The sequence below is a fragment of the Emcibacter sp. SYSU 3D8 genome, from assembly GCF_039655875.1.
GTDB lineage: Bacteria > Pseudomonadota > Alphaproteobacteria > SMXS01 > SMXS01 > RI-34.
Genome location: NZ_JBBYXK010000002.1, coordinates 65,203 through 79,805 on the forward strand (window position 1 = coordinate 65,203; position 14,603 = coordinate 79,805).

Consider the following 14,603-nt stretch of genomic DNA (forward strand, 5'->3'; position numbering starts at 1 on the left):
GCCCATGACCGATCATGACGGGCGCGGCGGCGAAAATCCAGCGCTGGACCGCTCGCCTTGTTTCACCGCCTCCCGAATGGTTTCTGGCGTGTTGCTTGCATGAGATAAATGACGAAAAGCGGACATGGGGGCATGGGTGGACGACGACCAGCAGGACTACCGGTCCCTGTTCGACAACGCCGTCGAAGGCATGTACCGCACGTCTCCGGACGGACGATACCTTGCCGCGAATGATGCGCTGGCCCGAATTTATGGATATGAAAGCGCCGAGGCGCTGATGTCGGGGCTGACCGACATTGCCGGGGCGCTTTACGTAAACCCCCATGATCGCGACAGATTCCGCACGGCGCTGGAGGACTCCAGCGCGGTGCACGACTTCGTCGCGCGGGTGTACCGCAAGGATGGCAGCCAGATCTGGATCAATGAAAACGCCCGATCCGTACTGGCCGAGGATGGCACCCTGAAGTGGTATGAGGGGTTCGTTCAGGACATTACCGACCGGATCAAGACCGATGAACGACTGCGCCTCGCGGCCAGTGTTTTCGATACGGCAGCCGAGGCAATCATGGTGTTGAATGACGAATTTTGCGTCACCGCCGTCAATCCCGCCTATTCCGCGATCACCGGCTTTCCGGCCCGGGATGTGATCGGCGGTCTCCCACCCTTCCTGGAATGGGGCCGGCCGATTCCTGAGCATCCACGAATTAGCATGGCCATCCTGCGCAAGGTCATCAAGTCCCATGGCAAATGGAGCGGCGAACAGTGGAACCGCAGGAAGAATGGCGAACACTATGCCGAACAGCTGTCCGTCGTGCCCATTCCCGGCAGCAACGGCCAGGCTGGACGCTACCTCGTGGTGTTCAGCGACGTCACCCAACGCAAGCATGACGAAGAACGCATCCGCTATCAGGCCAGCTACGATCAGCTAACCGGCCTGCCGAACCGCGCCCTGTTCATGGACATGCTGGCCAGGTCGCTCCTTCAGGCCGAGCGCGAGGGCGAGATGGTGGGCCTGATGTTCGTCGACCTGGACGGCTTCAAGATGGTCAACGACACGATGGGCCACGACATGGGCGACCTGCTGCTGCAGGAAGTGGCGGCGCGATTGAAGCGGTGCATGCGCTCGTCCGACACGGTTGCGCGATTGGGCGGTGATGAATTCACCGTGCTGATGCCGCAGATGCATGACTTCCACAATGCACCGCGGGTCGCCGAGCGCATCACCGAAACATTGCGCGCACCGTTCAACCTTATGGGCAAGGAAGCCTTCATCTCCGCATCGATCGGCATCACGACCTTCCCCAACGACGCCATCGACGCGGCGACCCTGCTGAAAAACGCCGACGCGGCCATGTACCGTGCCAAGGAACAGGGCAAGCAGCACTTCCAGTTCTTCACGTCGGAAATGAATGCCGAGATCGAGGAACGCCTGATCCTGATCAATGGCCTCAATACGGCGCTGGAACGCAACGAATTCGTGCTCCACTACCAGCCGAAGGTCGATCTGGTGCACGGGCGTCTCACCGGCGCCGAGGCGCTATTGCGTTGGCATCACCCTGAACTGGGCCTGGTGTCGTCGTCCAAGTTCATCCCGATCATGGAAGACAGCGGCCTCATCGGCTCGGTCAGCGAATGGGTTATCGAAACCGCCTGCAGACAGCATCGCCAATGGCTGAACGAGGGACTGAACATCAAGGTTGCCGTCAATTTGTCGGTCCGGCAATTGCGGCAGCCCGGATTCGCCCAGACGGTAGCCGACCTGCTCGATCGCGCTGGCGTCGACCCGGGCGGCCTCGAACTGGAAATCACGGAAAGCATGCTGATGAAGGACACCGAAAACGCGGTCCGGACTTTGGGGGAGTTGGCCGATATGGGCGTCAGCCTGGCCATGGACGATTTCGGGACCGGCTATTCGTCGCTGTCCTACCTGAAGCGATTCCCGCTGCATACCATCAAGATCGACCGCTCGTTCATCAACAACATCGCCTCCGATCCGGACGACTACGAAATCATCCGGACGATTCTTTCAATGGGTCAGTCGTTGCGCCGGCGTGTCGTCGCAGAGGGGGTCGAGACGCGGCAACAGCTGGAGATCCTGCGCCAACTGGGATGCGACGAAATCCAGGGCTTCGTGATCAGCCCCGCGGTTCCGGCCAACGAACTGGCGGCGCTGGTACGCCGCGGCCCCTTGCTCGAGGCCGACCCTCAGCCCGTTGTTCGAACGGCAATCCACTGACCAGACGCAAAAGCCCCGCCGGACGAACCGGCGGGGCTCCCGTGGCCTCGTCTAGAAGTAGTGCGAGACACCCACCGAAACCTGGTGCGCCTCGGGCTTCACCACCAGGGCGTTGGTCGGATTGATCTCCACATCGTAGTTGCCGTAGTTCGAATAGGTATAGTCCAGACGGCCGGTCCAGCCGCCGCCGAGCGCGATCTCGGCGCCGCCGCCGACCCGCCAGGCATCGCGCGTAACACCGTCATCAAAGACGGTGGTGGGCGAGCCGCCCGCCGGCGTGTTGATGAAACGGGTGTTGAACCGGGTCTGGCCCCAGCCGCCCGAGCCGTAGATCATCATGCCGTCCGAGACCCGCATGCCGACCCTGCCCATGACGCCCCAACTCCAGCGGTTGCCCTGCTCGATGGACGTCTCGCTGGTATTGTCGGACACGGATGTATTGCCGCTGGCGTCGCTCCAGCGGCCGGTGCCCTCGATACCGACGATGAACAGATCGCTCAGCGGCATGTTGACGCCAAGCACGGCACCGGCGGCGATGCCGTCACTGCCGAGGCCGGTAATGAAACCGCCGTTCTCCTCATCGAAATCGGGGAGGTCGGAAGCGTTATCCAGATGGAAGCTGTCATAGCCGACCATGCCGCCCACGTAGAATCCGTCGAACGGATTCCGGTCGCTGGCAGGCTGGGCGACGGCCATGCCGACCGTCGCCCCGAGCATGCCGGCGGCAACACAGGTGGTGCGCAGTAGATGGTGCATTGGTGTCTCCTTGTTGATCGACATTGCGCCCATCAACTTCAGAGACCGCCCATTGTTCCCTACCGGCCGGAATTAAGTGTGCGTGAACAGATACTTGACCGAAACGATCAGCGCGGCGGCAGGCCCCGCTTGGCGCGCTCCGCGTTCATACGTTCCTTGTCGCCGCTCAGCCTTTCGCCAAGTTCGTCTTCGGAAATGGTGCCCGCCATGTGCTGACCGGCCTTGCCGCCATTGTACATGATCATCTTTTCGGGCGTGACCGCCAGGACGGTCCGCAGCGGCGAGTCCAGCAGATTGTAGAAGAACTCCTCGCCTTCCTTGCTGGTGGGATTCAGCTTCTTCGAAAGCGCCCGGTAGAACCACTCCTTGGTCTCGCGGTCGTCGAAAAACTCGCCGCGGCCCTTGAAGGTGATGGCGCCCGTGGGCAGGCTCTCGGAAGCGCCCTTGGGATAGCCGCCGCTGCTGACATTGACCGACACGCGCGGATCGCGGCGAATGGCGGCAGCCCGGTGACGGTGTTCGGCGAAAGTCAGCCAGATCTTGCCGTCGTGCCAGACGAATGCATGGGTGACGCCGACGGGCCAGCCGTCCTTCGTCGCCCACATCAGCACGCATTCATTGGAATTGTTCGCCAGCAGGTCGACTTCAGCTTCCGTAAACGGATAGATCGAAACGATTTCGTGATCGTGTGTTTGCGCCATGGGTCTCTCCAAGTCTTCCGGTTCATATGCGTCTTCCGACTGGCACTTTCGATGAAGCCGACGGAAATAACAATCATCAATGATGAACTGTTTTACCGTTTTTACGTGTTCATTCCGCGAGCGCCCGCCGCAAGGCCTCGCGATAGTCCCGTTCGAACGTCCGGGACACCGAGGCCTGCGCCATCATGTTGAATCCATGGAAGGCACCGCGATAAAGGTGCATCTCGACCGGCACGCCGTCGCGCGCCAGCCGCCGCGCATAATCAAGGTCTTCGTCAAGAAACAGGTCCAGCGCGCCGACGCTGACAAAGGCGGGAGGCAGGCCGGCGAGTGATTCGGCTCGCGCCGCCGCCGCATAGGGCGACACCCCCTCGCCGCCGGGCTTTTGCCCCAGCAGCGCTTCCCAGCCGAACAGGTTGGACGGCGGCGTCCAGACAAATTCGCCGGTAAAGGGATGAGGATCCGCCAACGTCGTGCGATCGTCCAGCATGGGATAGATCAGCAGCTGGAACGCGACCGCCAGTTCTGCCCGGTCGCGGACGAGCAATGCCAGCGAGGCCGCGAGCCCGCCGCCCGCGCTTTCGCCCCCAATGGCGATTCGCGCCCTGTCCACGCCCAGCGACCCGGCATTGCCGTGCAGCCATTTGAGCGCGGCGTAGCAATCCTCGACCGGGCCGGGATGCGGCGTCTCGGGCGCGAGGCGATAATCCACCGACACCACGACACAACCGATATCGGCGGCCAGCAACCGGTTGCGGGCGTCACTCATCTCGGGCGTCCCGACCACATAGCCGCCACCATGGATATGAAGGAAGGCCGGCCGCGGCGCCGCGTCGCCCTGCGGCGTATAGATCAACAGCCGGATGTCCGGCGCGCCATCGGGGCCGGGGACCCGCCGCTCGGCGACATCGACCGGAACTTCGGGCACCGGCGCGGCCTTGAGCATCTCCATCATGCCCGCCCGGATGACGGGCAGGGTTTCCAGGCTGAAACTACTGGGCGGAAACATGTCCAGCATGGGCAGCAGTTCGGGATCGACCAGATGCCGCGTGCTCATGACGCGTTAAGCCGCCGGCTGCAGCACGCGCTCGCGGCCGGGCGCCTTGGTCACCTCCCAGGTGTCCATGCCCACGCCCGGACCTCCGGGGCCGTAGAACAGCTTCAGTTCCTCGTCGATGAAGCGAATCGGCCGGGTGCCGTCGTAGCGGTCGGTATAGTACTTCACCATGGTGAACATGCGGCGGTGGCGCTCGACCGTGGCCATCAGCTGGATGATCGGCCAGGGAAAGCCGGGCTTCTTGATATAGCAGTCGAGCTCGTTGAAGCGCTGCAGCACCTCGAAATCCTCGCCCAGCGCCTTCAGCCGCGCCAGTTCCTCGTCGATATTGTCGGCCCAGACCGCCACATGCTGCAGGCCGCCTTCCGGATTGTCCTTCAGGAAATCCTTGTAGACCGACGGACCTTCATTGTGATGGCAGATCAGCTCGAACTGGTGCTCGCCCGAATAGGTGAAGGCGGCGGTGATGTTGAAGGTCTGCTCCTGGCCGCGATAGGTACAATTGCCGCCGACCACGTCGAAACGGTCGCGGATAAAGAACGGACCGACGCCGATGTCGATGAAATAGGGCAGTTTTTCCCGTACGTCGGGCACCACGTAGCCCTGCTGGACGATCGGGCCCAGGATAATGCTCATTGATCTCTCCCCGCTTGATTTCGCGGCCACAGCATGGGGCGGCGGGCAGCGTGGGCCAAGCGAAAAATCACACGTGCATTTAACCGGGTGGACGGCGACAGGCCCAAAAGAGAAATGCCGGGCTCTTGCGAGCCCGGCAAATCAGGGAAGACTTCATGTCTTGGGGAGACGATGAAATGGGCGGCCCTGGAAACGGGGAGGAAAGCAGGGCCACCAACCCTAGACCTCAATATGAGGAGGTCTTCGGGGCCGCCACGCTGAACCGTTACTTCGTGGCGACAGATGTGAAGGTAATTGTGCGCCGCAGCATCGTCCACACACATTGGAGCAATTCGGCTATGCAGAAACGCAATACCGAAAAAATGGCGCAATTGCGCCACTTTTGGCCACCGTCACGGCACGACGGCGCAATGTCGGCCGGCGGCGCTTCGGGCATCCGGGCCGCAGAAACGCAGCACGTCTCCCGCAGGCGCGAGACTCAAACGGGACCGGCAATCCTCTCGGGAAAAATTCCTTGCTGCCGGTGCGGGCTGCGTGAGTCATCATGGCGGCACACTTCCGGGGAGAACGAACTTGATCAGGGGTATCCATCACACGTCCATCTCGACCGGCGATCTCGATCGCATGCTCGGTTTCTACCGCGACCTGGTGGGCATCGAGGTGCTTTTCGAGGTGGACTTCAGCGGCGCCGAGATCGAGGCGATCACCGCCCTGCCCGGCGCCAAGGGCCGCGTCGCCATGCTGCGCGCCGCCAATGCGCATATCGAACTGTTCGAGTATGCCCGCCCGGTGCCGGAGACCGGCGATCCGGACCGGCCGGTGTGCAACCACGGCCTGACCCATATCTGCTTCGACGTGGTCGACCTGCCCTCCGAATATGCCCGGTTGACGGCGGCCGGCGTCCCGTTCCATTGCGAGCCGCAATGGCTGGGCAACGGCACGGTGCTGACCACCTATGCCCGCGACCCGGACGGCAACGTGGTCGAGTTCCAGGAAATCCTGAACCCCAAGAGCCGCATGGCGATGACCTTCTGACCGCCGATGCCCATCGTGTTGCCATGACGCACAGCCCCGATACCCAGCCCGATTCCGGCGCGCCGCTCCTGCGTCAGGCCATGGTGCCGGAACACGAGGCACTCAACGCGCGGCTGCGGCCGATGCTGCTGGAAATGGCCGACCGCATTCCCGACAAGGGCACCAACAAGGCCACCGGCGAATCGTACTTCCGCAACAAGTGGCTGTCGGCGAGAAATCTGCATCACCTTCCCGATCCGGCGATGGTATCGCTAGTAGGGTTCATCGAGCAGGCGGCCAACCGCATCACCTGGCCGAACCTGCGGCCCGGCCAATACCGTATCACGGCCATGTGGGCCATCGTCTCGCGTCAGGGGCTGGAAGGACGGCCGCACAGTCATAGCGGCCTGATTTCAGGCGCCTATTACGTAGATAGCGGGGATTGCGACGAGGCTGGCGGCGGCGCGTTCGCCGTCTACGCACCGGACGCCGTGCGGATTGTCGGCACGGTGCGGCCAAGGACCGGCCTGATGCTGATGTTTCCCAGCACGCTGTGTCACGGCGTGCAGCGCTACGACAGCGAAAGCCCCCGCGTCGTGATTTCCTTCAACCTGACTTGATACCGGCCGGAACTATTCGGCATATCGTTCGTATTCCAATACAGGACCGGTGGTAACTCGATACGGTGGCATTAGCGATCCGATACGCTACCCTCGCATCGTGGTCGCACCCGAGAAGCCCTTTGCAGGGGGACTTCGGAGTGACATGTTACCGGGGGGGTGACAGGGAGAGGCGCATGTGGGTACAACGCGTATCCGAGAACATGCACGCGCGGCCAGGGCTGGGATTGCTGGTGGGAGGATCATGCCTTGCCATCGCGATCGCGGCGCAGTTCGTCAGCGGCACCCCGATGGCGTTCATGCTGTTTTACCCGGCCATCCTGCTGGTCGCGTTCTTCGCTGGACGCCCGTTCGGCTATGCCAGCGTCGTGTTCTCGGCGGTATTCCTGTGGTTTCTCTACGTGCCGGCAGCCGAGCGATTCGCGCCCAGCCGTGAAAGCCTCATCGGCATTGTCGCCTATGTTGTCCTTGGCGTGTTGATCACCACAATCACCGGCAGCCTGACACGGGCGCTGGTCAGGCTGGCTGTGACCCAGCGCGAGGCCGAACGCGCCCGCGACGAGGCGTCGGCGCTGATGTCGGAAATGGGCCATCGCCGGCGCAACGAGTTGATGCTGGTCGACGCCATCGCCCGTTCGGTGACACCCAGGACACCGCAGGGACACATCGCCCTGCGGGAGTTCAGCAACCGTATCCGCGCGCTGGCCAGTTCCGGCGACCTGCTGACCCGCGAGGCCGAAGGCGCGCCGCTCGCCGAGCTTATCGAGGGCCAGATCCGCCCTTTCTGCCCGCCGGAGCGGGTGCGCCAGAGCGGTCCGCCGGTCATGCTGTCGTCCATGGCGGTGCGCTATCTGGGCATGGCGCTGCACGAATTGTGCACCAACGCCACCAAACACGGCGCGCTGTCCGTGGACGAGGGCCTTGTCGACCTTACCTGGTCGCTGGACGAGCCCGGCTTCAACATCAAGTGGACGGAATCCGGCGGCCCGCCCGTTGTGCCGACCGAATCCTCGGGTTTCGGCCGCAAGGTGCTGACCGAACTGGTGCCGGCGGCGCTGGAGGGCAGCGCGCAGATGAATTACGCGCCCGGCGGCGTCGAGTGGACGCTCGCGTCGCCGCCGGTGACGATCGAAGCGCCGCAATCCTCCTGAGAGGCGCTATACTCGCCCCACGATGACCAAGACCCACCCGTCCATGCGCCTCGACCGGCTCCTGTCCAACCTGGGCTATGGCAGCCGCAAGGAAATGATCGCCGCGATCCGCAACGGCTGGGTGACCGTGGGCGGCGTGGACGTCACCGATCCGGGATACGCGGTGCCGCTCGACAGGTCGGACACCGTCCGCCTTGACGGCGAGGCCATCGATCTTCCGCCGCCCATGACCGTCATGCTGCACAAGCCGGCAGGCTATACCTGTTCGCATAATGACCTGGGCGCGCTGGTCTACGACCTGCTGCCCGATCGCTGGCGCATCCGCAAGCCGCCGCTGTCGACCGTGGGCCGGCTTGACAAGGAAAGCACCGGCCAGCTGCTGCTGACGGATGACGGTGACCTGCTGCACCGGATCACCCATCCTCGCAGCCATGCGGCGAAGCATTACCGCGTGACGTTGCGCGACCCGCTGCGCGGCGACGAGACGGCCCTGTTCGCGGCCGGCGGCTTCGTCATGAACGGCGACGCGCGGCCGCTCAAGCCCGCCACATGGACGCCGGAGGGATCCTCAAGCGGTGTCATGGTGCTGGACGAAGGCCGTTATCACCAGATTCGCCGCATGTTCGAGACACTCGGCAATCTTGTGGTGTCCCTCCACCGCTTCCGTACCGGCGGCCTGGATCTGGGCGACCTGCCGGAAGGCGCCTGGCGCTTCCTGGACGACGCCGACGAGGCTACGTTGTTCGCCGGTTAACAGGCATGTCGATGCTGCTTTCCAATCGCCGGAAAGTGGGAGAATGTCTCGCACCGATACGGCGAACAGGCATCGCGCATGACCCTCGTCTACCTCATCCGAGCGCATAGGGCGCCGCACCAATTGGCACGGCTGGTGGGCGCCCTTCGCGGCGAAGGTGTGCGGTTTTTCATCCATATCGACAGGAAGGTGGACGAGGCGCCGTTCCGGCGGGCGCTGGCAGCGCCTGATGTCAGGTTCGTCGCCAACCGGGTGGTGGCGAACTGGGGCGGCTATTCGCTGGTCCGCGCCACGCTTGCGGGCCTTCGGGAGATATTCGCCGACCCGTCCGGGGCCGCGCCGGACCGAATTTGCCTGTTGAGCGGACAGGACTATCCGCTGATCTCCAGCGAGGGGATCGCCGCCTATTTCAGGCGCCACGCGGACACCGAATTCATCAGTTATGCCCGGATGCCGACGCCGTTCTGGGCGCCGATCGAGATGCGCCGCATCGAACGATACAACTTCTACGACTGGATCCCGCTGGTCTGGCCGGCCAACAAGAGCCGCCGCATCACCCGGCACATGACCTTCCGGCTCAGGCTGTTCACCAAGCTGGTACATGTCCTGTTGCCAAAGCCGGCCTTTCCCGCCGGCTACATACCTTATGGCGGATCGGCCTGGTGGTGCCTCACGGGCCAGACAGCGCGCCGGCTACTGGAGTTGACGGACGCCAATCCGGCGCTGGCGCGGTTCTACGAGCGGACCATCCATGCCGAGGAAATGTATTTCCAGACCCTGCTGGTCAATTCGGGAGCCGACCCCGCCAGAATTCGCGGGGAATGGCGCGAGAACACGCTGGGCAGTTACCTGTGGTTCGAAATCTGGAAGAAATCTTCGCCGCGCACGTTGCTCGAGACCGATCTCGACGCCCTCTTGGCGTCAAACCGCATGTTCGCCCGCAAATTCGACATCGATGTCGACAGCCGCATCCTCGACCTGCTCGACGAGGCCAGGACCGGCCGCACCCTGCCGTGAACAGCGGTCAGGCGTCGGATTCCGTCAGCGCCGAATAGACCAGGGTGCGCAGGTCGCGGCGCAGGCTGATGTGGTGGGGCGACTGCAGCACCTGGGTCATGAACACCACCGCCAGATCCTCCTTCGGGTCGATCCAGAAGGCGGTGGAGGCGGCGCCGCCCCAGAAGAATTCGCCCACGGTGCCCGGCAGCCGGGTCCGCGCCACGTCGATCGTCACGCCGCAGGCCAGCGAGAAGCCGACGCCTGCATATCCCGCCTCGTTGAACAGGGCAGGCGCCAGGCCGAGTTCGGTCATGTCCTTGCCGCCCGGCAGGTGATTGAGGCTGAACAGGGCGACGGTCTTGGGACTGAGGATGCGCGCGCCGTCCAGTTCGCCGCCATTCAGCAGCATGCGGCAGAACCGCATGTAGTCGCCCGCCGTGGACACCAGGCCGCCGCCGCCCGATTCAAATATAGCCGGCGCGGCATAGGTGCTGGCCTGGGCGTCATCCTGAAGCTTGATGCCGCCTTCCGGCCTGGCGACATAGCAGGTGGCGAAACGCTCGATCTTCTCGGCAGGGACGTGGAACGCGGTGTCCCTCATGCCCAGCGGCTCGAACAGCCGGCTGCGAAGGAAGTCCCCGAATGTCTCGCCGGAAATCTTCTGCACCAGATAGCCCAGGACGTCGATCGACACCGAATAATTCCAGGCATCACCCGGCGAGCATTCCAGCGGCAGCTCGGCGAGGTCCTCGATAAAGCCCTCGAGCCCGCGCGCGTTGGGCATGTCGGCCACCTTGCGCTTGCGGTAGGCGGCATCGACATTGGTGCGGGCGAGGAAGCCGTAGGTGAGGCCCGCCGTGTGGGTGAGCAGGTCGATCACCTTCATGGGCCGCTTCACCGGCGTGGTGATGAACGCGCCAGGCACGCCGCCGGCGAACACGGCCAGGTTCTTCCAGGACGGGATATGGGTGGCCACGTCATCATCGAGACCGATCAGGCCCTGCTCGACCAGGATCATCAGCGCCACGGCGGTGATCGGCTTGGACATGGAGTAAATGCGGAAGATGGTGTCTTCCCGCAAAGGCTTGCCGCGCTCCAGGTCCATGGAGCCGGTGATGCCGGTATAGGCCAGTTCGCCGCGCCGCCAGACCTGGATCAGGCTGCCGGGTATCTCACCCGGCGCCACATATTTTCGCTCCAGCGTCTCGGTAATGCGATCGAGACGCTCGGCCGACAGGCCCAGATGCTTGGTTTTTCCCATGACGTACCCTCCCCGGAATGTGGCGGCAGTCTAGCCTCCTCGCCGCGCCGGATGGAAAGGGAAACTACAGGCTGTCATGCCGGTCAGCCGGCCGGCTGACCAGCGAGGACCCACTCCATATAGCGGCGGATGACGGGGAACGGCGCCGGGGTCATCGCCATGTTGGGATCGGCGATGACTTCCTGGCCGCAGGGCGCCACGAAAGATTCCATCTCCATCAGTCCCTTGACAATGCTGGTGCCGTCCTTGTCGGGGAACACCGCCGGACCGGTCGGATCGGTCACGTTCATGGCTGTGGGTTCCTGCGTCTTGTCCTTCGGCAGAAAGGCGATCGGGCAGACCGTCATCCGCTGACCGATCAGGGACACCAGCCAGCCCTTGTCCTTCACCAGCATGGTCTCGAGCTTGTAGTAGCGGGCAACGCACAGGGTATCGGAACCGGCCATGCCGCAGAGCAGGTTCCAGGCGCCGACGCTGTCGGTACCGGGCGCGCTGGTCTGGAAGGTGCCCGAGCCGTCGTCGTAGAAGCGGTAATAGACGCCATCGGCCCGGCCTTCCTGATAGGCGCGCTTGTCTTCCTTGGTCACGCCGGTGCGCGCGTCGGCCACGAATTTCTTCTGGACGTCCACCAGACCCGGTTTGGCGACGATGTAGGCGCCCTTCGCCTGATCGGGTGCGTCGTCGATGGCAAAGACCACCCTGAACATGTGGGTCGCAGCAACCGGCTTGCCGTTCTCAGTCGCCGGGATGAACCGCCACGAGGTGCTGGCCTCGGCGACGGCTGCCTTGTCGAGCGACGGCGAGCCGCTGCTTTCGGCAACGGCAACGGAAGCGGGATCGACACTGCCATCCGGGCGGACGACGAATTTCAGCACCACATTGCCGACCTCGCCCTTCTGGAAGGCGTCGGACGGATAGGCCGGCTGGGTCACGGGATTCGCCGGATCCTGACGCGGATCTGTCCGGCTGGCGCTCGCCGCAGCCATCTCGGACGTGGAAGGCGGCGTTTCCGGGGCGGCCGCCACCGGCGCCGCCGTCCAGGCCATCGAGAAAATTCCAGCAACCGCCGCCAGCGCAACCCGTTCAGTCCAGCGCATCTTGGCCCGTCTCCGTGTCGTTGATCCCGTTCGTGCGCCGGAGGCTATCGGATGGACGCGCCGGCCACAAGGCACCGGACCGCAGCGGCGCGCAACCGCCGCGCCCGGGGCCGGGAACACCATTGGAATGCGGCGCCGACTTGCCCACAATGGACGCGCCGGTGCGGGGAACCCGGCCCAAACCGCAAAACGGGAGATCAAGATGAACACCGGACCGACCGACGACCGCCTCGCCATCCGCGAACTGATCGAGCATTATTGCAATGCCGTGAACCAGCGCGACGCGGCGCTGTGGGGCGCCAACTGGGCCGAGGACAGCGAATGGAACCTGCCCGTTGTTCCCGGCATGGAATCGGTGAAAGGCAAGGCGGCCATCGTCACCGCCTGGGTCGAGTCCATGAAGCTGTTCCCGTTCGTCAACATGATGGCCATGCCCGGCACGATCCGCGTCGAGGGCGATATTGCCCATGTCCGGTCGTACACGGCGGAGGTGGCAGTGATGCAGGACGGCACCGAGCTGCGCCCGCGCGGCCAGTATGACGATGTGGTGGTAAAGCAGGACGGCCGCTGGCTTTTCCAGCGCCGCTCGTTCCAGGCCCTGCACGGAGAATAGCACTCGGCTTCATTTCGGCCCCTGATTGCGGTACCATAAGAGCTTGGATGGGCACTTGTAGAACCGGGCAGGACAATGCCAGAGGTGAGCAACTCCGAGGCGCCAGGGGCCAAGGGCGGGCCAGCCAAGTGGTGGCAATGGATCATCCTCTACCCGGCGCTGGCGATTTCCATCGTGTCGGCGGCGCCGCAATGGGTGGACAAGGCACAGGCCATGTTCAACGGCGTCGAGGACAGGGGCTGGGATGAGGCGAAGCAGCAGCAAGACGCCTGGCGCGCCAACCTGACCTGTTCGGCCGCCCCCTTCGACTGGTACTCGACGCCGGAAAACCTGAAGGTCGACGCCACCATCTGCAATTCCGGCGACATCTTCGTGCGCGTCGCGACGCCGCGGCAGGGCAACTTTTACCAGTGGGTGCTGCTGAACTCGATCGTCAAGGACAAGCAGGCCGCATCCCTCCCGTTCATCTCGCATGCCTATGCCGGCGAGACCGCCACATGGCGCAGCGAGGGCCGCACTCAGATCGCATCGGCAGAAGCGGCCACCGTCATCTGCCAGGCATTCCTGCCGGACGGCCGCACCCTCCGGCGGCACGTCAGCACGGCGCAAGGCTGTTTCGATGAATATGTCGACACCTATTCGGGACAGGTCATTCGCCGGGAGCAGGTCAAGTGCCGCACCACATGCTGATTCTGGCCGCCAGACTTCTCACACTGACAACTGGCCTGACCATCGCCGGTGCCTTGCCGGCGCCGGCCTGGGCGCAGCCCCACAAGCCCGAGATGGCGAAGACTACGTCACGGGCCGACCCTGAGGAGCCCGGACCGGACAGCGACGGCCCTGGCAAGAAGGTCAAGACGGAGGTCGAGAAGGCCCAGGCCGGCAAGGCCAGGCCCGCCGAGAATAACGCCCGCGCCGAAACGCGCCCGCGCCCGCCCGGCGCACCGGTCTCTTCAACACCCGCGCACGATCAATGACCAGTTTCGTTCTGGTCCATGGCGGCTGGCACGGCGGCTGGTGCTGGCGCAAGGTCGCCCGCCTGCTGCGCGACCAGGGCCATGACGTGTTCACACCGACCCTGACCGGCCTGGGCGAACGCTCGCACCTGATGTCCGCCGACATCAACCTGGACACCCAGATCCAGGATGTGGCGAACGTCATCGCCTACGAGGATCTGGACGACGTGGTGCTGGCCGGACATTCGTTCGGCGGCATGGTGATCTCGGGCGTGGCCGACCGGATGGCCTCGCGCATCGCCGCACTGGTCTATCTCGACGCCTTCGTGCCCGATGACGGGGATTCGCTGATGAGCCTGACCACCGGCGGGTTTCGCCAGTTCCTGACCGATGGCGCGTCACGCCATGGCGGGCTGGTCTCGCCGCCCATTCCGGCCGAGGGCTTCAGCGTCAATCCGGGCGACCGGGCGTGGGTCGATGCCAAATGCGGGCCGCATCCATTCGCGGCGTTCCTGCAGCGCATATCGCTGAACGGCGCGTGGAAAACCGTGCCGCAAAAGACCTACGTCTATTGTGACGGCTGGTCTCCCAATCCTTACGCCGAACTCTATGAGCGGCTAAACAACGATCCGGCGTGGACCACGCGCACCGCGCCCTGCGGCCACGACATCATGATCGATATGCCGGATGCGCTGGCCGAAATGCTGCTGGCGCAGAACTGAGCGGAACCCGCCCGCCCCACGCCCGTTGAT

At 64.0% G+C, this 14,603-nt stretch carries 16 protein-coding genes; 10 read left to right on the plus strand and 6 right to left on the minus strand.

Annotated elements, in window-relative coordinates:
• Nucleotides 1–124: 124 nt before the first annotated feature.
• Nucleotides 125–2,236, plus strand: a complete 2,112-nt coding sequence (locus WJU21_RS06140) for an EAL domain-containing protein (protein WP_346322521.1) — start codon at nucleotides 125–127, stop codon at nucleotides 2,234–2,236.
• A gap of 51 nt (nucleotides 2,237–2,287) precedes the next feature.
• Here WJU21_RS06140 and WJU21_RS06145 read toward each other — a convergent pair whose 3' ends face one another.
• From WJU21_RS06145 to WJU21_RS06160, 4 genes are all read right to left on the minus strand, one after another.
• Entirely contained in the window at nucleotides 2,288–2,992 is a 705-nt protein-coding gene (locus WJU21_RS06145) for an outer membrane beta-barrel protein (protein ID WP_346322522.1), read from the minus strand.
• A gap of 107 nt (nucleotides 2,993–3,099) precedes the next feature.
• The gene (locus WJU21_RS06150; protein ID WP_346322523.1) at nucleotides 3,100–3,693 is read right to left on the minus strand and encodes a pyridoxamine 5'-phosphate oxidase family protein; all 594 of its coding nucleotides are present in this window, start codon (nucleotides 3,691–3,693) and stop codon (nucleotides 3,100–3,102) included.
• 109 nt (nucleotides 3,694–3,802) lie between these two features.
• Nucleotides 3,803–4,750 carry an alpha/beta hydrolase gene (locus WJU21_RS06155; RefSeq protein ID WP_346322524.1) on the minus strand — a complete coding sequence of 316 codons (948 nt, stop codon included), beginning with the start codon at nucleotides 4,748–4,750 and terminating at the stop codon, nucleotides 3,803–3,805.
• A 6-nt stretch (nucleotides 4,751–4,756) separates the two neighbouring features.
• Nucleotides 4,757–5,386 carry a VOC family protein gene (locus WJU21_RS06160; protein ID WP_346322525.1) on the minus strand — a complete coding sequence of 210 codons (630 nt, stop codon included), beginning with the start codon at nucleotides 5,384–5,386 and terminating at the stop codon, nucleotides 4,757–4,759.
• 573 nt (nucleotides 5,387–5,959) lie between these two features.
• Between WJU21_RS06160 and WJU21_RS06165 the strand changes: the two genes are divergently transcribed.
• From WJU21_RS06165 to WJU21_RS06185, 5 genes are all read left to right on the plus strand, one after another.
• Complete coding sequence (locus WJU21_RS06165; protein ID WP_346322526.1) at nucleotides 5,960–6,421, plus strand: VOC family protein; 462 nt, start codon at nucleotides 5,960–5,962, stop codon at nucleotides 6,419–6,421.
• A gap of 23 nt (nucleotides 6,422–6,444) precedes the next feature.
• Nucleotides 6,445–7,020, plus strand: coding sequence for a putative 2OG-Fe(II) oxygenase (locus WJU21_RS06170; RefSeq protein ID WP_346322527.1), 576 nt, complete (start codon nucleotides 6,445–6,447; stop codon nucleotides 7,018–7,020).
• A 176-nt stretch (nucleotides 7,021–7,196) separates the two neighbouring features.
• On the plus strand, nucleotides 7,197–8,171 hold the full coding sequence (locus WJU21_RS06175) for an HWE histidine kinase domain-containing protein (protein ID WP_346322528.1): 975 nt from the start codon (nucleotides 7,197–7,199) through the stop codon (nucleotides 8,169–8,171).
• A gap of 22 nt (nucleotides 8,172–8,193) precedes the next feature.
• On the plus strand, nucleotides 8,194–8,925 hold the full coding sequence (locus WJU21_RS06180; protein WP_346322529.1) for a pseudouridine synthase: 732 nt from the start codon (nucleotides 8,194–8,196) through the stop codon (nucleotides 8,923–8,925).
• A 78-nt stretch (nucleotides 8,926–9,003) separates the two neighbouring features.
• The gene (locus tag WJU21_RS06185) at nucleotides 9,004–9,942 is read left to right on the plus strand and encodes a beta-1,6-N-acetylglucosaminyltransferase (RefSeq protein ID WP_346322530.1); all 939 of its coding nucleotides are present in this window, start codon (nucleotides 9,004–9,006) and stop codon (nucleotides 9,940–9,942) included.
• 7 nt (nucleotides 9,943–9,949) lie between these two features.
• Here the strand turns inward: WJU21_RS06185 and WJU21_RS06190 are convergent, their stop codons facing one another.
• Together WJU21_RS06190 and WJU21_RS06195 are read right to left on the minus strand one after the other, a co-directional pair.
• Complete coding sequence (locus WJU21_RS06190) at nucleotides 9,950–11,185, minus strand: serine hydrolase domain-containing protein (RefSeq protein ID WP_346322531.1); 1,236 nt, start codon at nucleotides 11,183–11,185, stop codon at nucleotides 9,950–9,952.
• An 83-nt stretch (nucleotides 11,186–11,268) separates the two neighbouring features.
• The gene (locus WJU21_RS06195; protein WP_346322532.1) at nucleotides 11,269–12,282 is read right to left on the minus strand and encodes an energy transducer TonB; all 1,014 of its coding nucleotides are present in this window, start codon (nucleotides 12,280–12,282) and stop codon (nucleotides 11,269–11,271) included.
• Between the two features lie 202 nt (nucleotides 12,283–12,484).
• Between WJU21_RS06195 and WJU21_RS06200 the strand changes: the two genes are divergently transcribed.
• From WJU21_RS06200 to WJU21_RS06215, 4 genes are all read left to right on the plus strand, one after another.
• Nucleotides 12,485–12,895, plus strand: coding sequence for a nuclear transport factor 2 family protein (locus WJU21_RS06200; protein WP_346322533.1), 411 nt, complete (start codon nucleotides 12,485–12,487; stop codon nucleotides 12,893–12,895).
• A gap of 84 nt (nucleotides 12,896–12,979) precedes the next feature.
• Complete coding sequence (locus WJU21_RS06205; RefSeq protein ID WP_346322534.1) at nucleotides 12,980–13,585, plus strand: hypothetical protein; 606 nt, start codon at nucleotides 12,980–12,982, stop codon at nucleotides 13,583–13,585.
• The gene (locus WJU21_RS06210; protein WP_346322535.1) at nucleotides 13,579–13,872 is read left to right on the plus strand and encodes a hypothetical protein; all 294 of its coding nucleotides are present in this window, start codon (nucleotides 13,579–13,581) and stop codon (nucleotides 13,870–13,872) included. Before WJU21_RS06205 ends, WJU21_RS06210 begins: the two co-directional genes overlap by 7 nt.
• Nucleotides 13,869–14,573: an alpha/beta hydrolase gene (locus WJU21_RS06215; RefSeq protein WP_346322536.1), complete on the plus strand. Its 705-nt coding sequence runs from the start codon at nucleotides 13,869–13,871 to the stop codon at nucleotides 14,571–14,573. Before WJU21_RS06210 ends, WJU21_RS06215 begins: the two co-directional genes overlap by 4 nt.
• Nucleotides 14,574–14,603: the final 30 nt, after the last annotated feature.